At 58.5% G+C, this 23,855-nt stretch carries 15 protein-coding genes; 10 read left to right on the forward strand and 5 right to left on the reverse strand.

Features of this window, described 5'->3' with window-relative positions; all coding sequences use genetic code 11:
- Positions 1 to 213 precede the first annotated feature (213 nt).
- Positions 214 to 1,746, forward strand: coding sequence for an arylsulfatase (locus ACVOLV_RS01750; protein ID WP_481552850.1), 1,533 nt, complete (start codon positions 214 to 216; stop codon positions 1,744 to 1,746).
- A gap of 98 nt (positions 1,747 to 1,844) precedes the next feature.
- On the opposite strand, the gene ACVOLV_RS01755 is transcribed toward ACVOLV_RS01750, so the two are convergent.
- The 4 genes from ACVOLV_RS01755 to ACVOLV_RS01770 form a co-directional block, all read right to left on the reverse strand.
- Entirely contained in the window at positions 1,845 to 4,142 is a 2,298-nt protein-coding gene (locus ACVOLV_RS01755; protein WP_481552851.1) for a TonB-dependent hemoglobin/transferrin/lactoferrin family receptor, read from the reverse strand.
- Positions 4,143 to 4,299: 157 nt separating this feature from the next.
- Complete coding sequence (locus ACVOLV_RS01760) at positions 4,300 to 5,148, reverse strand: EF-hand domain-containing protein (protein ID WP_481552852.1); 849 nt, start codon at positions 5,146 to 5,148, stop codon at positions 4,300 to 4,302.
- A gap of 26 nt (positions 5,149 to 5,174) precedes the next feature.
- Positions 5,175 to 5,969, reverse strand: coding sequence for a DUF4198 domain-containing protein (locus ACVOLV_RS01765; protein ID WP_481552853.1), 795 nt, complete (start codon positions 5,967 to 5,969; stop codon positions 5,175 to 5,177).
- A gap of 259 nt (positions 5,970 to 6,228) precedes the next feature.
- On the reverse strand, positions 6,229 to 7,095 hold the full coding sequence (locus ACVOLV_RS01770) for an aminotransferase class IV family protein (RefSeq protein ID WP_481552854.1): 867 nt from the start codon (positions 7,093 to 7,095) through the stop codon (positions 6,229 to 6,231).
- Between the two features lie 81 nt (positions 7,096 to 7,176).
- On the opposite strand from ACVOLV_RS01770, the gene ACVOLV_RS01775 reads away from it, so the two are divergent.
- The 8 genes from ACVOLV_RS01775 (at position 7,177) to ACVOLV_RS01810 (ending at position 17,615) form a co-directional block, all read left to right on the forward strand.
- The gene (locus tag ACVOLV_RS01775; protein WP_481552855.1) at positions 7,177 to 7,548 is read left to right on the forward strand and encodes a MerR family transcriptional regulator; all 372 of its coding nucleotides are present in this window, start codon (positions 7,177 to 7,179) and stop codon (positions 7,546 to 7,548) included.
- Positions 7,520 to 7,738: a hypothetical protein gene (locus ACVOLV_RS01780; RefSeq protein ID WP_481552856.1), complete on the forward strand. Its 219-nt coding sequence runs from the start codon at positions 7,520 to 7,522 to the stop codon at positions 7,736 to 7,738. The genes ACVOLV_RS01775 and ACVOLV_RS01780 overlap by 29 nt, the downstream gene beginning before the upstream one ends.
- A gap of 209 nt (positions 7,739 to 7,947) precedes the next feature.
- Positions 7,948 to 8,160, forward strand: a complete 213-nt coding sequence (locus tag ACVOLV_RS01785; RefSeq protein ID WP_481552857.1) for a hypothetical protein — start codon at positions 7,948 to 7,950, stop codon at positions 8,158 to 8,160.
- A gap of 872 nt (positions 8,161 to 9,032) precedes the next feature.
- Positions 9,033 to 10,184, forward strand: coding sequence for an ImmA/IrrE family metallo-endopeptidase (locus ACVOLV_RS01790; protein WP_313642684.1), 1,152 nt, complete (start codon positions 9,033 to 9,035; stop codon positions 10,182 to 10,184).
- Positions 10,181 to 10,705, forward strand: a complete 525-nt coding sequence (locus ACVOLV_RS01795) for a DUF4411 family protein (RefSeq protein ID WP_481552858.1) — start codon at positions 10,181 to 10,183, stop codon at positions 10,703 to 10,705. The genes ACVOLV_RS01790 and ACVOLV_RS01795 overlap by 4 nt, the downstream gene beginning before the upstream one ends.
- A gap of 412 nt (positions 10,706 to 11,117) precedes the next feature.
- Positions 11,118 to 14,126: a tellurite resistance TerB family protein gene (locus ACVOLV_RS01800; RefSeq protein ID WP_481552859.1), complete on the forward strand. Its 3,009-nt coding sequence runs from the start codon at positions 11,118 to 11,120 to the stop codon at positions 14,124 to 14,126.
- Entirely contained in the window at positions 14,123 to 15,421 is a 1,299-nt protein-coding gene (locus tag ACVOLV_RS01805) for an ATP-binding protein (protein ID WP_481552860.1), read from the forward strand. The genes ACVOLV_RS01800 and ACVOLV_RS01805 overlap by 4 nt, the downstream gene beginning before the upstream one ends.
- Before the next feature lies 1 nt (position 15,422).
- Positions 15,423 to 17,615 (forward strand): DEAD/DEAH box helicase, encoded by a 2,193-nt coding sequence (locus tag ACVOLV_RS01810; RefSeq protein WP_481552861.1) that lies wholly within the window; start codon positions 15,423 to 15,425, stop codon positions 17,613 to 17,615.
- Between the two features lie 457 nt (positions 17,616 to 18,072).
- On the opposite strand, the gene ACVOLV_RS01815 is transcribed toward ACVOLV_RS01810, so the two are convergent.
- The gene (locus ACVOLV_RS01815; protein WP_481552862.1) at positions 18,073 to 20,310 is read right to left on the reverse strand and encodes a methyl-accepting chemotaxis protein; all 2,238 of its coding nucleotides are present in this window, start codon (positions 20,308 to 20,310) and stop codon (positions 18,073 to 18,075) included.
- A gap of 789 nt (positions 20,311 to 21,099) precedes the next feature.
- Between ACVOLV_RS01815 and ACVOLV_RS01820 the strand changes: the two genes are divergently transcribed.
- Positions 21,100 to 23,853, forward strand: coding sequence for a UvrD-helicase domain-containing protein (locus tag ACVOLV_RS01820; protein ID WP_481552872.1), 2,754 nt, complete (start codon positions 21,100 to 21,102; stop codon positions 23,851 to 23,853).
- The last annotated feature ends 2 nt before the right edge of the window (positions 23,854 to 23,855 follow it).

Below are 23,855 nucleotides of genomic sequence, written 5' to 3' on the forward strand. Positions count from 1 at the left end.
AGCACGCGTCTTCGTGTGCCCGAGGCCTGCAAGCTGTAATGGCCGCAGCGGCGTAAATCGTAGAACGTCGATTTGGCCTGGTATTCAACCAGGGCTTGGCCACGCGAGAACAAGCCGTATTTTTACCGAGACCGCATCAGCAATCTTGCGCATGAAGTCCCCGCGAGCGGCGCCCAGTATTGCCGTGGTCGAATCACGACGCTTGATACTCTGGTGAATGACGTGGCCCCTACCGCATCGACTGCCTCCAAAGGCAAACCCAACATCCTGGTGATCTTCGGCGACGATATCGGCATTCCACAGATCAGCGCGTATACGCGCGGGCTGATGGGTTACCAGACGCCCAACATCGATCGCATTGCCAATGAAGGCGCGTTCTGCACGGACTCTTATGGGCAGCAAAGCTGCACGGCCGGGCGCGCCTCATTCATTCTTGGCCAGGAGCCATTTCGTACCGGCCTGTTGACCATCGGTATGCCCGGCGATCCGCATGGAATCGCCGAATGGATGCCGACGATTGCCGACGTGCTCAAGAGCGAAGGCTATGCAACCGGTCAGTTCGGCAAGAATCACCTGGGCGACCAGGATCAGCATCTGCCGACCAACCATGGCTTCGATGAGTTCTTCGGCAATCTCTATCACCTCAATGCCGAGGAGGAACCGGAAAGCTACTTCTATCCAAAAGATCCCGCGTTCAAGAAAAAGTACGGGCCGCGCGGTGTTATCCACTCCTATGGCGATGGCAAGGTCGAGGACACTGGACCACTCAACAAGGCACGCATGCCGACAGTGGATGAAGAGTTCCTCGGTGCGGCGCAGACCTTCATCAAGAAGAGCGTCAAGGACAAATCACCGTTCTTCGTCTGGTTCAATACCACCCGCATGCACGTCTTCACCCATCTCAAGGACGAGTCGCTGGGCAAGACCGGCAAGGGCATGCATGCGGATGGCATGGTCGAGCACGACGGCCATGTCGGCCAGTTGCTCGACCTGTTGGACAAGCTTGGCGTCGACGACAACGCCATTGTGGTTTACACCACCGACAACGGCGCGGAAATTGCACTGTGGCCTGATGGCGCAATGACCATGTTCCGTGGCGAGAAGGGCTCGACCTGGGAAGGCGGCTTCCGCATTCCGATGGCGATCCGCTGGCCTGGCGTGATCAAGCCGGGCACGGTAGTCAACGAACCCATTTCGCTTATCGATATGTTTCCCACGCTATGCGCAGCGGCGGGAGTTCCGGATATCAAGGAAAAACTGGCCAAGGGCGTCACGCTCGGCAAGAAGAAGTTCAAGGTGAAGCTGGACGGCTACAACTTCATGCCCTTCCTGCAAGGCAAGGAGAAGGAAGGGCCGCGCAAATCGATCTTCTACTTCGACCAGGGCGGGAACCTCAACGCCGTACGCTACCAGGACTGGAAGCTGAGCTTTGCCGTGCAGGCGCATGGCAACATCGCCACCGGCTCCAGAACGGTAACCAACTGGGCAATGATCACCAACCTGCGCATGGACCCGTACGAACGCGGCATGGAGGACGGCGGCGGCGCGGTGGATTTCCTGGCGCGGCAGATGTGGCTGATCGTGCCGGTGATGGGTGCCATCAAGTCCTTCTTCTCGGACTTCAAAGATTTCCCTTATCAGCCCGGCAGTTCACTCAATGCAGGCAGCATCAACTACGACTTGATCCGGCAGACTGAAGCGCTGAGTCGGCTGAAGGAATTGGAATCGCTGCATCCGAGCAGTTGAGCCTTACGGGAACAATCCCCCGTGAAAGAATAACAGCGCAGAGCCTACGCTCTGCGCTGTTGCCATTACCCCGAGTCAATGAACTCAGCCCGCGCGACTCAGAACGAGTACGCGACGGTGACGCGGGCATTGCGGCCCGGCTCGCTGTAACGCCCAATGCCGTCATCGTTGACGTAGCCGTACAGCGTATTGGTGCCCTTGTTGATCACCCGCACGCGCTGCCACAGGTAGTATTCGCGATCGGTCAGGTTGTAGATGCCCGCGGTAACCCGCAACTGCGAGGTGATGTTCCAGCTGCCGGTGAGGTCCAGCACCGTGTAGCCATCGGCCTTGCCTGTCCACGCCGGTACCACCTGCGTGCCACTGGCCGACGTGGTGTAGGCATCGCTGGCGCTCTTGCCCCAGGCGTGGGTCAGGTTTGCGCTGATGTTCCACAGCGGCGAAGGTGCATAGCGCACGCCCAGTACCGCGCTGGCCGGCACGATGCTCTCCAGCGGATCTCCATTGTGCTTCTCGCCCTTGCTGTACGCCGCCGCCATTCGCGACGACCACGCGTCGGCAATCTGCCAGCGCCCTTCCAGCTCGGCGCCCTTCACCGTCACCTTGCCCGCATTGATCGGCATCGTACTGTTGTAGCTGTACTGCACGGGACCGGTTGGCGCGGTGCGGTAGCCATTGGCATACGGCACCGCCTTGGTCACCGTCTCGATGAAGTTGTCGTACTGGTCGCGGAACACCGAGAAACCCAACTGCGCGCGATCGGTAGTCCAGCGGTAACCCAGCTCGATGTTCAGACTCTTCTCCGCATCCAGATCCGGATTGGACATCGAAGTGTCGAGCTGGATCGGTGCACCGCTCACTGCATCGAACGCGGCGCTGGCGCTGGTCGGCGAGTACAGATCGGCCACGCTCGGTGCACGGAAGCCACGGCCAAGCTGCGCCCACAGTGCATGGTCGGGCAGGAAGCGGAACTCCGCCCCCACCTGCCAGCTCGGTGCCGAGAAGCGAAGGTCACGCACGCTGCCGGTCTTGTCGACGAAAGTACTGTCTACCTGCGGCGAGTAATCGTAGCGGTCATAGCGCAGGCCGCCGCTGAGCAGCAGGCGCTCGTCGAACAGGCTCAGGCTGTCGCGCAGGTACAGGTTCCAGGAGCGTGCATCGGTCTTGGGCACCTGACGCGGATCGTGCTCGACGCTGGCAATGTCACCGGCCGCATTCCAACGGGTATCCACCGCGGTGTAGTCGATGTCGCGCTGCTGCCAGGCCAGGCCGTAGCCGATGTCATGCCGCACAGGGCCTTCCACCACCTTGCTGAAGTCCAGCGCTGCGCGGTCCAGGGTCTGCTCGGTGGCGCGGTCTTCGCTGCGCTTGCAGGGAGCGCCACCACCCGGGCAACCGCTGCCGGCCAGAATACGGGTAACGCCACGGCTGTCGGTGACCTGGCGGTCCAGCTGCGCATCAAGGGTGTCGAACAAGGCATTGCCTGCACGCCACTGCCAACTCACGCCGTAACGGTCGCGGTCATTGCGATCGTCGCCCTTGCGCTCCAGGTAGCCCGGCGCGTAGACGCGGGAAAGATTGTCAACCTCGTTGTGGGCGCGGCCGCGCTCGTACATGAAGCCCAGCGTGTGTGCGTCCGACAACTGCAAATCAACCTTGCCCAGCAGGTTGTCACGCGTGCTGTCGACCGGATCCGGCGTGCGCCGACCGACACCGATCCGGTCCACCGTGCTGTCGTACCAGCTTTCGCTTTCATGGCCTTCGCGGCGGGTATAGACCAGCATCGACTCGACGATGCCGGTGCGGTTGGCCAAGCTCAGCGTGCCCATGGTCTCGTCGTTGGAGCCGCTGTAGCCGAACTTCACCCCGACATGGGTGTCGTTGCCTTCGGGCTTGAGGTAGTCCGCCGGGTCCTTGGTGGTGAATACCACCGCGCCGCCAAGCGCACCGCTGCCGGAGGTGATCGAATCCGCGCCCTTGACCACCTGCAGGCTCTTCAGCGTATCGATGTCTACATCGCCGCGGCCGCTGCGGAAGAACTCGTAGGAGCGCGCCGTCTCCACCGATTCGGCCAGGCTCAGGCCGTCGACGGTGATTGCCACGCGATCGCTTTCCAGGCCACGGATGTTGAAGCCGTTGTCACCGAAGCGACCCATGTCGACCACGCTTACGCCCGGAATGTAGCGGATGGCTTCTTCCATGTTGTTGGCCATCTCTGCATCGAGATCGGCGGCGCTGAGCACGGTCACGTTCTGGTTGCGCGACTTGCTCTTCTTGGCCCGTTCGGCCTCGACCCGGACGGTGTCCAGATTCGACGCGTCCGGCGCCTCGGCACGGGCGACGCCGGACAGGCTGGCCAGCACGGCCAGCGCAAGCACGGATACAGCTGCATTCATCAGAGATCTCCACAGAAAGGTAATGGCGGGGACTACGCCGTTCCTGGCTGCTCGATCACGTGGACCATGCCGGCTGGGGGGCACCGGCGCCGCACTGGCGCCGTGTCATTGCAGAAACTGGAGTGACCGGCCGCAGGCAGCGACCGCTACGCAGGGCTCAACGGTTGCCGTTGGCCGAATGGGCACCGGCAACCGGCTCGGGATCGCGGGCGTCAACGATGCCGTCGCGATTGCTGTCAGCACGGTCGAACAGGCGCTTGCCGGACACCTGGTACTCGGCAAAGGTCATGCGGCCATCCTTGTCGGTATCCAGCGAATCGAAACGCACGCCAGCCTGGCGGCTTGCCGCCTCGCGGACCTTGCTGCGCTGCGCGTCCAGCCGGCCTTCGAACTCGGCAGTGTATTCGGCCAGATCCAACACGCCATCGCCGTCGGTATCGGCAGCGGCGAAGGTGGCGCTGCGTGCGGCGTCGAATTCGGCGCGCTCCACCAGTCCATCGCCATTGCGGTCGTACAACTCCAGCATGCCGTTGGCGGTATGCGAGGTCGGCATCTTCAGCGGATCACGGTTGTCGCTGGCAGCGGTTTCCCGGGTAGCGTCCTGGCTCTTCTCGTAACCGGCCCAGGTGCGCTCGCCGGCGGCATCGAACTCGGCCCGGCTGATGCTGCCGTTCTTGTCGCGGTCCAGCGCCTTGAAGCGGGTATCGGTCTGGCGCAGGTGGCCAGCACGCGCATCGGCCAGGCGCACATCGAAGCGCTGCAGGTATTCGTCCACGTATTCCTGGCGATCGACGTGCCCATCGTTGCTGGCATCGGTGGCGTCATAACGCTGGCGACGGAACTGCTCGAAGGCATTCCAGCTCACTGCGCCGGTCTTGTCCGGGTCGAACTGGGTCAGGAAGGCGGTAACCGTCGGCGACACTGCGGGCGGTGCGGCGGTCTGCGCCGAGGCAAGCGGGGCCAGCACCGCTGCCAGCAGCGTGGCAACAGCAAAGGAGGTTTTCATCGGGGATATCCCTGTTGGAAAGCGGCTTAGGGTTCGAGCACGCGGAAGCTGAGCGTGTAGTTGTTGCCGTACTCCGGCGCTGCGGCCCCAGCCGGTGCCGGCCCGCGGTAGCGGATCAGGGCCAGATAGGTGCCCGGCTGCTGCAAGGCGAATGAGGCCTTGCCGGCAGCATCGGTGCTCAGCTCGACCGGAGCCGGCTGGATCTCGTCGTCACCGCGTGCGGCGTGGATTTCCACCTTCTGTGCCGGCAGCGGCTTGCCGTCGTAATGCACCTCGAAAACGAACTGCTCACCGACGTACAGGTCCGATGGATGGGTCACCGGCACCAGTTCCAGGCCCTTGCCATACGGCGCCAAGGCTTGCCGGGTCGGCTCACCGGCAGTCAGGTAGACCTCGGAGCGCGACAGGCTCTGGTAATGCGAAAGCACCGTGGCGCCGGCGGGCAGTGGCTTGGCCGGATCACGGCTGCTTTCCTTGCGGCCATCCACTTCCCAGGTGCGGAACACGGCGCCAAGGCGGTTGCCGGTAGAGAAGCGGTACGTGCCCTTCTTGCCCGGCAGGGTCTGTTCGACCACGGCGCGTGTCTTCAGTCGCTGCACCACATCGGGCGCATGCTGCACACCGTCGGGATCGGTGACGACGAACTCGCTGTTGTCGAACACCACTTCGGGCACGAAGAAATGCTCGGCGAAGCTGGCATCCAAGGTAACCGTGCTGGTCGGCTGCACCTTGAAGGTGGCCGGGGCGAGGTACGGCGTATGCGCCTGGGCAGGCAGTACCGCAGCGGCCAGCAGCAGGCAGGCCAAAGGACGGAAGTTCATCGAAGGGTCTCATGGAGGGGACCGGCGCGATGCCGGCGGCCGATACGTTAATCCAATTGCGAATGATTCGCAATACTGTTTATCCATGAGCGACAGCGATCGCTCGAGTCCCGCGGGCTATCCGGAGTGCGGAGCTAGACCAATGGCACCGGCTGCAACAACGGATTCGCACTGGTTGACCGACGCCCTCCCAACCTCCCTCGCGCCATACCGCAATTTGACCGCACAGTGGACGCGGCAAGATGCCCTACGTCATGCATCACTGCATTGAGGACCGCAGAAGCAGCGGCATAGCTTCTTGCAGGGATCTCAGCGGCTCAGCGCAAAATGACCGATGGAGCAACGCATGGAATTCGGGCGCCTCAGGCATGGGGACGGTGCCGAGCTGATGAACAGCGATGCATGGCGTCCAGGAATTCATCACCGCTGCACCTTTAAGGCTTGGCAGGCTATCGATCCCGATCTCCATGTTCCGCTGGGGAATTCCCATAGCTTCCAACTGCCGCTTGACGATGGACATCGTCGTACCGAGCAACATCCGGGCTTGGGGCCACACCACGGCTTGACCATCCCAGAACACGATGTTCCAGATGGTCCCCTCACTGATGTGTCCCTGCCTATCAAGGAAAACAGCGTCATCAAAGCCCCGCTCCACCGCTTGCCGCAGCAGATACGTCTTGGCGATCTCACCCACATGCTTGAGGTGCGGCAGCATCCGCTCGTGCTCTACCAAAGCCATCCTCAGCGGCCCAACTGGACCATTTGAAGGCGCGCTTGCTCGCACCAACAGATCCGGCAAATGCCGATCCACCTCCGCCGTAAACTCGCCAGCGGAGGAGTACACGGTAGCGGTCAAGGAAACATCAGCATCTTCACTTGGCAGCGCAGCGCTGAGATGGCTCAGAATCGTTTCATGGGGCAGCGCGTGGTCAAACATCGCCTGCGATGCCGCTCGCAAGCGAGCCAGATGCAGATCAAGACCACGCACCTGACCGCTGCGAACCTGCATGGCGGTGAAGTGCGCATAGCCGGCGAAGGCCAAGGGCGCGAGATCGCTCGCGCTGGCGAGATGCCCATTACGCTGGGCTGGCTTCAATGTGGACGATTGTGGATTTTCGATGGACATGCGCGTCTCCTTTCAAAGGCAGCACCCAGCCTAAACCTTGACAGCGCTGTTAGAGTCAAGCACCGATGGAAGGAGTGTCAGATGCGCATTGGAGAACTGGCCCGACGCAGTGGGGTGAGCGAAAGGATGCTTCGCTACTACGAACAGCAGGGGCTCCTGCGACCTACACGCACCGAGGCACGCTACCGTGATTACGGGCAGGCCGAGTTGCAAGCTGCCCAGCGCATCAAGCTCCTGAGCGAATCTGGAATCAAACTCGACGCCGTCAAAGTATTGCTGCCCTGCATGGTTGACGGACCAGAAGTCTTCGATCTGTGCGACGATATCGTCGCTACCCTTCGCGAGGAAGTAAGAAGGCTGGACGAGAAACTGGATGCACTGACCGAAAGCAGGCGGATCATCGCCAACTTTCTAGCAGGCGTTGATGGTGCCGCACTGGACCCTCGGGCCTGAGCAGCGCCACATCTTCATCGCCGAGAGCGGCGATCCGCTGACGAAGTACGGTTTGGATACGGCGTGGAAGAAGATGATTACCGCTGCGATGGCCAGAGGCGTCATCGCACAAACCGAGCGATTTAGCCTGCACGGACTCAAGCACAGCGGCATCAGTGACACGCCTGTCCACAGAGCGGATAGGCAGTAGGGTAGCGGGTACAAGTGCGAGAGCATGCTCGACACCATCTTTTGAGTCGGATGTGCGCCGTATTGTCGCCCCCCCCGCGTCACTAAGATCAAAGTGTATCAAGGGAAGATTCCATCGGGCAGGAGTAGTGTAACCACCCCTCTGGGCCGTCTTTTAGGTAGATCGGCAATATGAGAAATGCACCCGAGTTCCATGAGGCGATGGCACGAATGTATCGATCCATCGATGTTTCACCAAAGAACGAAGCGGCGCTAAAGCGTGCCAAGCAACTTATCGTTGCCAGGAGCATGGATGCTCTCTTGGAGAAGCTCGAAGGGAAACCTGTCATTGATTTCATTGGCAAAGAATTTGTCACATCAAATGTGAAAGTCAGATTCTCCGTTGCCAAACTTCAAGAGTTACTGGACAGCTATGCTGCCTGAAAATTCTTTCGAGCCGGACCTGCTGGGCGGGTAGGCTTGATTCCAGAGTTATACGTCCGTTCCTGTTCGGCACCGAACCGGAGCAGCTCTGAAATTATCCTGTTGGCGTAGCCGTGAGATGGCCTGCGCCTGCGCATTCCACTGCATCAGTCGAGATCAACGATGGGATTTTCCGAAGAAATGCATCCCTGCACCTGCTTCAAACAGAGAAAAGCAGTGTTAAGCAATTGATTCCACACTATGTGCAATGGAAGGAGCTGATGGATCAACCGCGGAATTTTTCCACGAAACCTTGTTCTAACCCGATAAAAACAGAGCTAAGCGATTGATTTCATGGTGGGCCCACCAACAATCGAATTGCCACCACAAGCCTTTGATTAATATGTAATTAAAAATACAATCAAATCAATCTTACTCACACCCTTACTCACATAAAAATTGCGCCCTGGGTTCGATTCCTGATGCCCTCAGACTGCGCTTCCGAATAGGACAAGGCCCTCATGCTAAGCAGAGGTCGGTAGGGCCGAAAAGCCCCCTGAAGCCTAAGAGCTACCAGTACCAAAAACCGACCGCAGCGGGAACACTCCCACACGCCTTTGGCCATTCTGATCTAACGATTGCTGCATACCTTTAAAGTACCTGGTAGCTCCTGCCAGCAAGGTCAATGCAATGAATGCTCGCACGCGCCCCATCGCGCCCATCACTTCTATGACTGGGAAGAGTCCCTCCACCTTAAACAAATGCGCCCGATGTTTGCGATCAGCCTGAGTCCCGAAGCGAGTCAGTTGCTCGATAGCTCGACACTGCCTACTGGCTTCCCCCACAATCCTCGCTGCCCGCCTCTTCTACTCCACTAGTCCTAAATCACCGCCATGACCACCCTTGCCCTGCAACCGCATGTGCTGCGCTGGGCGCGTGAACGCGCGGGCTTGGCCGTGGCCGAACTCGCGAAGAAGGCCAAGATCAAGCCAGAAAAGGTCCTTGGCTGGGAACAGACCGGCAAACTCACCTTCGGCCAAATAGAAGATCTTGCTCACCACACCCGCACTCCACTAGGTCATCTGTTCCTCGCCGCCCCCCTCAAGGAGAGGCTTTCCATCCCCGACTTCCGCACCGTCGGCGACCATAGCGTGGGAGAACCCAGTCCCGACCTGCTGGAAACCGTACAAACGATGCAGCGTCGTCAGAATTGGATGCGTGAAGAACTGATCGAACAGGGCCAAGAGAAGCTGCCATTTGTTGGAAAATATAACTTGAAGGCCACGCCGGAAGCTGTCGCAGCCGACATGCGCAAGCTTCTGGATCTCCAAAGCAGCTGGGCCAAGAGCGTTGGTACTTGGCAAGCTGCACTAGTAACGTTGCGTCGACGCGTGCAGGATTTAGGGATCCTCATCGTGTTCAACGGTGTGGTGGGCAATAACACCCATAGAAAGCTCAACCCGGAAGAGTTTCGCGGTTTCGCCCTGTCCGACGGATACGCCCCTCTCGTGTTCATCAACGCGAGTGATGCAAAGAGTGCGCAGATGTTCACTGTTGCCCACGAACTGGCCCACCTGTGGCTCGGCTTGGATGCAGTATCCGGCACAGATGCCACCCTACCAGCCAACGATAAAGGTGAGCAGCTCTGCAACAAGGTGGCAGCCGAATTTTTGATCCCCGCCAAGGAGTTTCCCAAGGCTTGGGACGCGACGGAAGACGCTGCAGACCGCTACGAGCAGTTGGCTCGCCAATTCAAGGTCAGCCCAATCGTGGCAGCTCGGCGCGCCTTGGATCTACATTACATCGACCGTGCCACGTTCTTCCAGTTCTACCGTCATTACATCAAAGTCGAGCACGGCACTAAAGGCAGCAATGGCGGCGACTTCTTCGCGACCCAGCATGTCCGCGTAGGCGAACACTTTGGCCGCACCGTGATTCGTGCAGCCAAAGAGGGACGCTTGCTCTACCGCGATGCTTTCCAGTTAGTGGGCTTTGGTGGCGCTACCTTTGACAAGTTTGCCAAAGACTTGGGAGTGGCCGAATGAGCAAGGCGACCCCACGGGCCAAGCCTCTGTACGCACTGGATGCGAACGTCTTCATTCAGGCCCATCGAGCCTATTACGCTTTCGACATCGCACCAGGCTATTGGCAAAGGCTGCTGGACCATGAGGCTAAAGGCCATCTGATCAGCATCGACTTGGTACGCGACGAGCTACTCAGTGGCGGCAAAGCAGACAAGCTTGAAGACTGGGTGAAGAATGCCGCTCCCAAGTCCCTGTTCAGCTCCACACGCACCGTTGAAGTGGCCAATACTTATGCCAGCATGATGCAGTGGGTGCAGGCACATCCAAAATTCAAGCCAGAAGCCAAAGCCGAGTTCGCCAAGGTGGCCGATGGTTGGCTGGTTGCCTACGCCAAAGTGCATGGCCTGACCGTTGTGACTCTTGAGAAGAACAATCCGGAAAAGAGCAACAAGGTACTCATCCCGGTGTTGGGAAGTCATTTCGGCGTAAAGTGCATCGATACTTTCGAGCTGCTGCGTAGCCTGAAAGTAAATCTCACTTAAGAGACCGTTTCCCGTCGCGGGGACATTGCCAACGAGTTCGCTTCGCGTTAAGTAGCTACGCGACAGACAAAGCGAATTCCAAGAGCTGCGAGAAAGCCCCCCCCACGGCCTCTTGCATGAGGTTGGAACATTTTGATGGAATGGCCGAACCATCGAGTGGCACGATGGATCCCGAGCTTCGTCGCCTCCTCAATAGCTGATCAGACCACGTAGATATGTGCTTTCGAGTACCCCCTTCTGGCCACGACGCCCCCCATTTATAAGTTAATCGAATACTGCAACTCGCTTTACCCCTGCGCCTCGCTTCAAGGCCTGGAGGATCAAGTTACAATGGCGCAAGGACATGCCGTTGGCAGGGGGCCACGTGGCGAAAAGGAAGCAGTCAGCGGTCGGCTGGGTGATGAGCGTATTGGTGATCATCGCGCTGGTTCCCAAAAAGGTCTGGATTGGCCTAGCGGTCATCGCGGCTTTGGCGGCCATGTGGTGGCTCTGGGTGCAATGGTGCGCAAAGCAAAAGCGCGAGCATCGCCCGACTTCAGCGCTCCCGATCAACGAGCCAACCCTGGCCGAAATCATCGAGGAATCCCGCACGGCCGGCCCAGTAATGCAGCCCCCGCGCACTCGCCCTTTTCCGATCCAACATCCCGCAGCTGCGGATAAGCCTTCTCCCGACGCTGCCCAAGCTGTCCCGAGCTCCCAACCTGCCCAAGACGATAGCCTCCGTTCCATTGTGCCGAGCTCTGAGCAGGTCTCTGGGTTAGCCGAAGTGTCCGAATCAAATCCTGACTCTTCGGCGTTCATGCCCCAGCCCGCACTACGCACCAGCAATTTGGGGGAGGCCAAAGCTGTGATCGCAGAGCGTTCCCGCATGCGGCTGCAGGAAAATGAATCGATTCTGCCGTTAGGTCTATTTGAGGTGACCGTGGAGCGAAGCGATGCGAGCGCCACAGACGCCCACCCGATACGAGACGCCTCGACAGGCAATCTGGCAGATGCAAAGCGAGCCATCGACGCGCGATTAGCCTCATTTCGAACCGGGGGTGCGCCAGCGCCCACCGAACGCCCGATGCCCGCGCCGAACCAGAAGTACCCGGCGCCTAGCGGGGTTCCAGTTACACCCGTGGTCATCGATAACGGGATCGCTGGCGAGAGCGGGAAACCTCCTAGCCCCATTACGGTGGGGGTAGATGAGCTCACGGAAGCTATCGACCTCCCTCGCGCGAGGACGGTCGTGATCGATGCCGGCATTAGACCGGAAATGAGCTCGCCCCTACCCCCACCGCTACCTGCGCAACTCGCCTCCGTTTCCGGGGGCCATGGACTGGTTCAGGTGGTGGTTCCGGCAGATAAACCAGCAAAGGAGTACTCAGTTCCCCTTCCTCCAGAAGGGTGGGATCGAACGCGCTGGCTAGGCCCTGGCGAAACAATAGAAATTGCAGGCGTAGCCATTGCGGGAGGACTGTTCTATACCGGCATTCGTTTGGACAGTCCCGGCGGGGAACAGGAACCAAGCCTGGTAAACAGCGTGCTCGCGGTAGCTCGCTACGGCGACTACAAAGGAGATTGGGGCTATTGGCGTAGCTATACAGACTTGGAGCCCGCAGAACGACGCGCCTATTTGAATTGGCTTGCATCCGATCGGGCGGATCCGGCATGCGCCATCAGCTACGTTCGGTTGTTCCTCTTCGGGCTTGAGCGCCGCGTCTTGATGGACTCCGCTGCAGATCCTTCGACCAAGCGCGACTGGCCAGCGATCACCGAAGCGCTTCAGCGCCTCTCATCTATCTACGGCAGTGCCTCCTCCACTGTTCAGACCCACGCTGCCGCCCTCCTAAACTGGATGGCCTTGGACGAGTGCGGTGATCAGCTCTACAAAAAGCCACTCCCCACGTTGGAGCGCTCCTACGAATTGCCGTTTTACCTTCGCTTGGCGCTAGGGCAATGCTCTCTTGACCGGGCACCCATTCCCGCCCATCTTGCCCTGGCATGGATTCGGTTAAGTCCGGAAATTTTCCTACGCACCCCAGCCATTCGCTGCGTCGAGGAGTTCGATCAGCTGTTCGCCCTGCGGTACCAAGAGTTGTATGGCCTCGGTATGGTGCTGCCGAAGAATCGGACCAAACTGAAGTTTGGCTATCGCCCCTCGTCTCCAGCCTTGCAGCATTCGGACCAATTCTTTAGAACGTTCGGAGATGTTCCGGACGTAACGGCTCTGCGTACGCCGATGAGGGGCCTTCAAGAACTTGTACTTCGCTGCACCGATGAGCTCAATGCGTTTAGTCGACTCGTGGGCCGAAGCCCAGAGTCCAGAGGCAATTTGGATGGCCTGCTCCTGCTGCCCAGTAGCATTTGGCCAAGCGCAGCTCAAGCCGCGCTCACCCAGCTCAGGCTCGATGCAGAAGCCGATAACATCTGCCTAACGTTGTCCGATCTCACAGGCAGGTTCGGCGGTGCTGAAGCATCCATCGGCAAAGACAAAGCCAAAGCGCTGGCACGCGCACTCGAAACCGCGAGACTCGGAATTGAACCGAACCTGCTGGAAGGCGCTCGAACCCCCGCGGACAACGACCCAATCGTGCTATTTGCGCTTCTTCCGGACCAAACCCATGGAACGGACAGCGCGACGTATCAAACCGCCCAACTGACGCTGCAGCTAGCGTCCACCGTTGCTCAGGCTGACGGCGCTTTCAGCGAAGAGGAAGTGCGCCACTTGATCTCGGAGATTCAGAGCTGGTCGCACCTCAGCCCAGGGGATCGTGCCCGGCTACGCGCTCACTTGGACCTATTGGTGGCCGCCCCTTTGTCGCTGACCGCAATGCGAAAGAAGCTGGATGCACTGGATGAAGCTGCCAAGGAGGCCGTCGCGTTGTCCATGGTCGCCTTGGCCCAAGTCGATGGAAGCGTATCCCCTGAGGAAATCCGATTCCTTGAAAGGGTCTACAAGACACTAGGCGTCGATCCGAAACGCGTCTTCAGCGATATCCATGCAGCAGATGGGCGAAGCTCACGACCTAGGCCAACCCAGTCAACGTCCGTAGGGCTGCAGCTCGATCCAGAGCGCATCGCGGCCTTGCAACGTGATACGGCCCAAGTCTCCGCATTGCTGGCCAATATTTTTGTTGAAGAGCCCATTGAGGTTATTGAGCCCGCTCCTGTTGAGACCGAGACTGACACCACAGAAGTTACTGGCCAGTTGCTGGGGCTGGACGAAACCCACAGCGCACTGCTGCGATTGATGCTCTCTCGCCCCACGTGGAGCCGTTCGGACCTGGAGGACAGCGCAACAGATCTGCAATTGATGCTCGACGGAGCATTGGAGCAAATCAACGACGCCTCCTTCGATGCTTATGACATCCCTTTCACCGACGGGGACGACCCGTTGGAAATTAATCCCGAATTCTTTGAGAAGATCGAGCTATGAGCACCCCGATTCGTTCCAGGGACCGCGACGCGGTCATCCAGTCCCTTCGCGCTGGCGTGGTTCCTCGGGCCGGTCAACACCTGATCCAAGTGGGTCGCGTCCGTGAAGTGCAGACGCTCGTGAGCGACATCGACCGTCTCGCAGACGGCGGATCATCTTTTCGAATGGTTGTGGGAGAGTACGGAGCAGGCAAGACCTTCTTCCTCAACCTCGTGCGCGCCATCGCCATGGAGCGAAAGCTGGTTGTCGCAAGTGCCGACCTGAATCCCGATCGTCGCCTGCATGCCTCGGGCGGCCAAGCGCGGTCTCTCTATGCCGAGCTCATGCGGAACGTGGCCACGCGCACCAGGCCCGACGGGGGCGCCCTCCCCGGCATCGTCGAGAAATTCATTTCCACAGCGATTTCGGACGCCAAAGCCCAAAGCAGCTCCCCGGAACAAGTCATCCGCCTCAAGCTCGAGCAACTCAGCGAATTGGTCAATGGCTACGATTTCGCGGACGTGATCGCAGCTTACTGGCGCGGATTTGAGCTGGGCAACGAGCAGCTAAAATCCGACGCCATTCGCTGGCTGAGAGGAGAGTTCTCCACGCGAACCGACGCCAGGGCTGCCTTGGGCGTTCGCAGCATCGTCGATGATGCATCGGTCTACGATCAGTTAAAACTAATGGGGCGCTTCGTTCGACTGGCCGGCTACAGTGGCCTGCTGATTTGCTTAGACGAACTGGTGAACCTTTACAAATTGGCCAACACTCAGGCGCGTAACGCCAACTACGAGCAACTCCTGCGAATGCTCAACGACTCACTGCAGGGGACCGCAGTGGGCTTGGGCTTTGTGCTAGGCGGAACGCCGGACTTCCTGATGGATACCCGCCGAGGAGTCTACAGTTACGAGGCGCTACAAAGCCGGTTGGCGCAAAACACCTTCGCGGCGAACGGCCTGGTGGATTTCAGCGGCCCCGTCGTTCGGCTCTCGAGCTTGACCGCCGAGGACTTCTACGTCCTTCTCACCAAAATCCGCCACGTCTATGCCGGCGGCGAACCAGCAAAATATCTCCTTCCAGATGAAGCAGTGCATCAATTCATGACGCACTGCGCCCAGCGAATCGGAGACAGCTTCTTCCGTACACCTCGAACGACCATCACCTCATTCATCAATCTGCTGGCGGTGTTGGAGCAAAATCCCGGCGTGGACTGGCAGGCCCTCATTGGCCAAGTCGAGGTCAAGGAGGACCTTGGCGGAAAGGGCGACCAGCAGGTTCACGAGGACGACGAGTTGTCGTCGTTTACCTTGTAACGTGGCCAACTCCAGCGCGTTCCATTCACTACACCCACAAATCCAACGATTCTTGTGGGCGGAGCAATGGGAGAGCTTGCGAGACGTCCAAGAGCGAACCATTCCGGAAGTGCTCAGGGCCGACCAAGACGTGGTAGTGGCGGCCAGTACTGCTTCGGGTAAGACGGAGGCGGCCTTCCTCCCGGCCCTGACGCACCTTCTCAACGAGAACCCAAGCGGGTTGATCATCTATATCAGCCCGCTCAAAGCATTGATCAACGATCAGTTCGGCCGGCTAGATCGATTGTGCGAGATGTTAGATATCGACGTCTGGCCTTGGCACGGCGACATTTCTAGCTCAAGCAAGCAACGCTTCTTCAAGCGCCCCGCTGGTGTATTACTTATCACGCCCGAATCCTTAGAAGCCCTGCTGTGCAATCGTGGCACCCAGGTTGCCGCCCTGTTCCAACGCTTGCAATTCCTAGTCGTGGATGAGCTCCACGCGTTCATCGGTAGCGAGCGAGGAAAGCAGCTCCAGTCGCTTATGTTCAGGATCGAAGCTGCCATTGGTCGACGGGTCCCCCGCATTGGACTGTCTGCGACACTCGGTGACATGGCCTCCGCCACGCGCTTCTTGCGAATCGACGGCAAGGCCAAAGTAGTCGATATCCCCGCCGGTAACGGCGAGCTCCAGTTGGTGATCAAAGGTTTTGAGGAGCCGCAGATCTCTGACAAAGAGGCAGAGGGCGCCGTGGCTGCAGCGGCAGTCGCACAACACATCTTTCAGGTTGTGGCGGGCAGCAAGAACTTGGTTTTTCCCAACAGCAGGCGGGAGGTGGAACGCTACACCCACCTTCTGAACCAGCTTTGCGAGCAACACCAGCAGCCCCGATCATTTTGGCCACACCATGGCAACCTATCTAAGGAAATCCGGTCTGATGCCGAAACAGCGCTGAAGCAGGACACTCGCCCGGCTACGGCAATCTGCACCAACACGCTGGAATTGGGCATTGACATTGGTGCCGTCAAAAGCGTGATTCAGATCGGACCACCACCGTCCGTTGCGAGCCTTCGGCAGAGGATGGGCCGATCCGGACGTCGCAAAGGAGAGCCGGCAATCATCCGCGGCTATTCCATTGAGCAAGTCATCGATGCAAATGCGGACCTGGCGACGCGGCTGCGCCTGAGCACAGTGCAGTCCATAGCTTCGGTTCTTCTGTTGGTTGAAAAATGGTATGAACCGGCCAACGCCAACGGTCTCCACCTTTCCACGCTGATCCAACAACTTTTGTCCCTGATCGCTCAGTACGGCGGTCTGCATGCGTCACAGGCATTCCAAGCACTTTGCTCACCCAATGCACCGTTTCACGGGCTCGCCCGAGACGACTTTGTCGATCTGTTGAGGCACCTAGGCCAACAAGACATCTTGATCCAGGACAGCTCCGGCCTCCTGCTTCATGGCCCTGCCGGGGAGCGCATCGTCAACCACTATTCCTTTTATGCCGCCTTCGCAGCAGAGGACGAGTTCCGGCTTGTCGCCATGGGGCGTACATTGGGTACGTTGCCCGTCAATCAGCTGATATCGCCCGGTCAGCGCCTCTTGTTCGGCGGAAGAACATGGCTGGTTGAGGAGGTCGACGAGCCTCAGAAGACCATCTACGCCGCGCCGGCCAAGGGCGGCACCCCGCCACTCTTCAATGGCAACGGCGGGCGACTGCACACGCGTGTTCGCGAGACCATGCGCGCGGTTTACCGTGGCGAGCGACGTCCTGCCTTCCTCGACGCCACCGCACAACGGTTCCTTCAGGAAGGGCAAAGTGCCTACGCGCAACTGGACCTGGACCATCGGTGGCTCATTGATCTGGGCAGTCACTACCTGCTGATCACATGGCTAGGCGACGCCGTCAACGACGGAATTAGCTGTTTATTAGATGCTCACGGCCACAAGGCTCAAGCTTGCCGCTTAGGCGTCGAGCTAGCTAAGGGCATTGGTGCCGTAGGCACCGTTCGCGACGTATTGAAAGAAATAGCCGCGCGCCCTGCCCCCGCCGCAGAAGCACTACTGGCAACCGCAAAAAACCTGACCATCCAGAAATGGGACGGGCTGCTTCCTCCCAAACTACTGATGCGCTCCTATGCATCATTGACTCTGGACATGGAGTCTGCGCTGGAATGGATCAAATGGCGCGCCCAAAGCCCCGAGCTGCCAACATAACCTAGACTACTTAGGCAGCAGGTAGCCCCAATGATGGGCGCCCTACACACCGCCACCGAAGCAGGTGCATCTCGCAACTATGGAAGGCGAGCAACAACTGATGCCGGGCGAGATCATCGCCCATCCCCCCCGGACTCCTGAAGATATCTCACAAGCTTTCTACAAGCGCGTTGTCGGTCGGCGTACCTCGTCGGGAAAAGTCCAGCTCCACGCTGTTCTCATAAGCCCAACGATCCCTTACCTTCCTGGCGAACTCACTGCGGCTTTCTGCCTTGATTTCACCCAATGATCCTCGATGGGCTGCCGGTGTTGCCATCGCCTCTGCTACCTATTCCCTCACAGGGACTGCGCCCACGACGAAAGCTAGGCATTCATAGGTGAAGTGGTCCACCACGGACAGGTGAAAATCCGCAGCGCCGATCGAAGCGGCGCTGCGGACCAAGCTGGCAAAAAAACCTTAGAACTCTTGCCACTCACCGTTGTCAGCAATCATCGCTGATTTGATCGGGCTCAGGGCACGCACCAGCTTAGGAGCCGGGATGCGAGGCGGCACGACAAGCTGCGGGGCCGGTCGGTTGGTCAGACGACTATTTCGATCTACATCTCCAGGGGCAGTACGAAACACCGATACCGCATCTGCCAATTGGGTAGCTTGCTCTTCCATGGCGCGCGCCGCCGCAGTGGCTTCTTCAACGAGTGCTGCGTTCTGCTGAGTGGCTTCATCCATCTGTACCACAGTTTGGTTAACTTGATCGATACCTGCGCTTTGCTCCTGTGACGCGGATGAGATTTCGGCCATGATGTCAGTGACACGCTGCACCGAGGTCACGATCTCCCCCATGGTGGTGCCTGCCTGGCGAACCAGTGTCGAGCCTTCGGTTACGTCAGCGACCGAGTTGTTGATCAGCTCTTTGACCTCTTTTGCCGCACCAGCCGAGCGCTGGGCCAGCGTCCGAACTTCTGAAGCTACTACGGCGAAACCTCGACCTTGCTCGCCCGCACGAGCCGCCTCCACCGCCGCATTCAGCGCCAGGATATTCGTCTGGAACGCGATGCCATCGATGACGCTGATGATGTCGGCGATCTTCATCGAAGATGCTTCGATGGCTGACATGGTGGTGACAACCCGGCCGACCACATCGCCGCCCTGTACCGCAACACTTGCCGCACCTTGCGCCAGTTGGTTTGCCTGCCGGGCGTGCTCGGCGTTCTGGCGCACGGTAGAGGTCAACTCCTCCATTGACGCTGCGGTTTCCTCGAGATTTGCGGCCTGCTGTTCGGTGCGACGCGACAGGTCATTGTTGCCAGTGGCAATCTCAGATGCTGCGAGATTAATGCTACTGGCCGCCTGCTGAATGCGATCGACGATCGAGGTCAGCTGGGCAACAGTCGCATTGGCATCGTCACGCATTCGCGCGAACACGCCGTGGAAGTCACCTTGCATACGTGCAGTAAGGTCGCCACGCGCAATGGCCTGCAGAAGCTCTGAAACTTCAGCGAGGTTGCCGTCCGTGCTATCCATCAGACCATTAAGCCCTGCGACCATATCGCGAAAATCATGCTCGAATCGATCCTCCGCGCCCCGCTGACTAAAGTCGCCAGCTGCCGCGGCGCCAGCCAAGCGCTTGATCTCGGCATTGATCGCCGACAGACTGGCCTTCGTCTCGTCCATGGCCTGGGTGATGGCGGCCTTTTCGCCCGGGAGGCGATCCATATCCACCGACAGGTCGCCACGCGCGTAGTGCTTCATTACATCAATCAGGTGCTGCTGCACCTGCACATGCGAGCCTACCAGTGCGTTAGTCTCTTGCACCATACGGCCATAGTCTCCGGCGAAACCAGATACCTCGATACGGTAGCTGATGTTGCCTTCATCGTGACGCTTGGCCATCTCACCTTGCGCGGCGATAACCGACTGAACCTGATGTTGCATGTGCTGCATGGCACGAAGCAGATCAGCAACTTCATCTTTACCGGTTATGTCGATGCTATTGTCCAGACGGCCGCCAGCGATGTTCTTGGCTACCTCCACCGCACCGGCCAGCGGTCGGGTCAGGCTACGGGTGATCAGCAGGGCCAACAACACGCCTAGCGCGATGCTCAGCACACTGATGCCAAGCGACAATTTGCCGGTCCAGCTCTCAATAGCACGGTACTCGCTGCCACTACTCTGGGTCAGTTCGACTTGGTGCTTAAGCAGGCTTGCGATGCTGCCATTCCATGCTTCTGCGCGTGGACGCAACTCGCCAAGCAGAATCTGGATGGCTCCATCGAAGTCTCCAACTTGCATCCGATCGACCAGTTTCTGCGTGGAGATCTCAGCGAGTCGACGAGCCTCTTCGATTTCCGCAACCTTCTGATCACCGATCGCATCGCGCGGAATCTTGACGTACTGATTCCAAACTTCATCGTACCGGTGAGTAAGTTCTTTGGCGTGAGCCGAGTCCTTCTCGAAATCGTCACCGCGCTTGATCAACATTAACCGTCGATGCAAAAGCGCAGCATTGTTGGCGCCGAGCATCTCGTTCAACAGGCGCATTTTCACCATGTTGACGTCGGTCACATATCTAAACTGATCTGCCTTGCGTTTGTTACCGTACGAGGTAACAGCAAGCATGGCCACGATGAGCAACAGCATCAAGCCGAAACTCATGGCTAGCCGCAGCCCGACCCGCAGGCTTCTTAGCGAGTTCATCTCACTTCCTAATAGGTGTAATGGTCCACCTGAAAGCGGCATGTCCACCGGTTTCTTTAGCCATGTACCTGAACCAGCACCGTTCGGGAGCAACTCAGTTGGCGGGCGTTAACTATCCCAACGGAGCCACCCAGGACCGAGATGAGGCAAGGAGAGGTCGAATGTTGGACTACCGAACCCAAGCCCGCGTTGGTCCGTGAGAGCATCTAGAGCAAGGCCCGCACGCCTGCATTTCCTTCATTACCTATCCGCGTACGATTGCGTCAGAGCTAGGTGTGCGACTCAGCCGCGACTTTCCGCCGATGCCTCACCATCCTCCATATTGACCTGCTACTCGACATAGGCCAAGAACCACGCGAGGACGATTTACCCGAATCGGTGCGCGATTTTTTGCAGGATGCCGAGACCAGCGGCGCAAACGAAAGAACTATCCCACCATCTTAGCGACCATGATGGAAGGCTGACAGCCGGGGGCCAACGAGCCGTCCCCAAACATCTGCTAGACATATCTCCGCCCCTTAGGTAGGCGATGATCAATGGGGAAAGCCGAAAAGTGATAGCTCCTTGACGGAGCCAAGATACCGTCGTCCCGTTTTCTGCAGACAGCCGAAGGCCTGCCTCGGCAGCTCATTAGGGGACAGCGATCGGCCACCAACGACGCACTTATCACGGTCACATCCGCCTTGCTACAGCCAAACAATCATCCGAAGGGGTGTTGTTTTATCATGAAGGCAGTTGGCTTCGTTTTCATGGCGATACCTAAGACATGCTGGTTTATTAAAGATGACAATCGATTGGCGCCCCTCTGCTGCGGGCCGGCTTCTGACCCGTTCCCCTCATTGGTGGCTCCGTCTGAACGACGAGCATGTCGAACTGAGCATCGCAGGCAAACGTTACCGAGAACCTTTGACCGACGACCATAGCGTTCAGGTGATTCCAGGAATTCTCTGGTCGCGAATAGAGATCGAGCGCGAGGATGGCCCAAATCTATACGGGGACGGCCTCCCGAACGATCTGGGCACACAACTGTCCTCGGCCATAACGGACTTGCTTCTTGAGCGCAACAGGCGCGCACGAAAGGCGCTATTTGATTCCCTCCTGGGACAAATCCTTCCCTGGTTGACTGCAGCTCATTCCCTCATAGAGACGGGGCGTGACGATCGCTGTTGGATTACTCAAGAACAACAGCGCGCGCTCCTTGCCGATCGTCCCCAACTGCCGATAGACCAATCGGAGTTGGAACGTCTATTTCTGGATACAGAGGTGCATGGCGATCTACGCTCACCTGCCCACCTTTCGGCACTGAAAGCATTGGATGACTGGGAGCTTGAATGGCCCAAGGTATGGTCCGACGCCAATGAAGCCATGGTGACCAGAGAGTTGGTCTTGGCCAAAGATTTTCTGGACAAAGTCGAAAGCAAGCCTCTGACCGAGGAGCAGGCACGCGCAGTCATCTGCTTTGACAACCGTGTACAAGTAGTCGCCTCGGCCGGTTCCGGAAAGACCTCCACCATGGTTGCCAAAGCCGCCTATGCCATTGATCGTGGATTTGTTACGCCTGAGCGCATCATCATGCTGGCTTTCAACAAAGATGCTGCCACGGAACTCCGCGAGCGCGCCGAACGCTCCTTCAGGCGCCTGGATCGAGACGACATTGTCGTCGAGTCGCGTACCTTCCACGCATTTGGCTTGGCAATCATCGCCAAAGCGACCGGCCGGAAGCCGGATGTTCCGGAGTGGGCCTTGGATTCCACCATGGGCTTTCACAAACTCACAGAGCTGGTAGACAACTTAAAGGACCGATCTGCTCATTTCCGGACGCAATGGGACATGTTCAGATTGGTATTTGGCCGCGACCTCCCCCCTCTAGGGGCTGAGATGCTTGCGGACGGCTATGACCGAGATGGAAAGCCCTACATCCGTACGCTTCAAGGTGAACGCGTCAAGAGTTTGGAAGAGTGTGTCATTGCCGACTGGCTCTTCTACAACGGCGTGACGTATGAGTACGAGCGGCAGTATGAGTTCGATACCGCAACGGAAACCCATCGCCAGTATCGCCCCGACTTCTACTATCCGGATGCCGGGCTGTATCACGAGCATTTCGCACTGGATGCCAGCGGCCAACCCCCCAAGCACTTTGCAGATTACCTAAAGAGCATGACCTGGAAGCGCGAGGAACATGATCGCCGCAACACTGCGCTCGTGGAAACCACCTCGTTCGGATTACGCAGCGGCTATGCACTGGATCACCTAGCCCAGCGCCTGGCGGATTCAGGCATTACCCTTGACCCCAATCCAGATCGGGACCTCCTCGATGATGGTGCAAAGCCCATGCCCGACTCAGACCTTATCGGTCTGATGCGCACGTTTATCGCCCACGCTAAGAGCAACTGCCTGACATTCGAGGATATGACTGAGCGTCTACGACGGATGCCAGAGGATCAGTTCAAGGAACGTCATCGACGTTTCCTGGAGATCGCCGGTCCTGTATTTCAAGCGTGGGACAACGCACTCTCAGACGAACGCGGAATTGACTTCGAGGATATGTTGAACATGGCGGCCAGTCTTCTTGAACAAGGCCGTTATGAATCACCGTACGACTTGGTGATGGCCGACGAATTCCAAGATGCGTCCCGGGCCCGGGCCCGACTATGCCGTGCATTAGTCAAACAGCCCGGGAAGTTCCTCTTCGCCGTCGGCGATGACTGGCAGTCCATCAATCGCTTTGCCGGCGCCGACGTATCTGTCATGACCGGCTTCCGCGAGTGGATGGGGCAAGGCCTGGTTCTCAGACTGGAACAGACCTTCAGATGCCCACAAGCACTCTGCGACATTTCTAGTCGGTTCGTCGGCAAGAATCCTACGCAGATCTCGAAAACTGTTCGTTCGGTCACCCCTACACATGGCCCGGTTCTACAAGCCTTCCAAGTCGCCAAGCGAGATGAAGTCCAAGATGGTGTCCGCCAATATCTATCAGCACTACACGCACAGCTATTGGCGGGACAGCTCCCTCGCGGTAAGGACGGCCGAGTAAGCGTATTCGTCCTTGGCCGCTATCGGGCAGATCGCAGTGCGGTTCCAGCGGACTGGAAGAAGGCATTCGGCAGCACCATGGAAGTGAAATTCCTTACCGCTCACGGCTCAAAAGGCAGAGAGGCCGACTACGTGATTCTGCCAGGCATGGTGAACCGAGGCTTCCCGAGCCTGCGGGCTGATGATCCCGTTCTGTCCTTAGCCATGCCTGATGGAGACTCCTACCCGCTGAGTGAAGAGCGGCGCCTTTTCTATGTCGCCCTCACACGCGCTAGGCGCACGGTTGTCATGTTCACACTTTTGGGTAAAAACTCTCCGTTCTTGGATGAGCTTGTAAAAGAGGGCGCGGTCAAAGTGACCAGCGTCTCCGGCATCCCCGTAACCGAGGAACGCTGTCCCGTATGCAAAGTTGGTGTGTTCGTTGATAGAACCGGTCCGCACGGCCCTTTTAAATCATGCTCCAGCTTCCCGCAGTGCCAGAACAAACCCAGGACTCAACGGCGAAGGTAATG

It is taken from the genome of Stenotrophomonas sp. STEN023 (assembly GCF_056760135.1).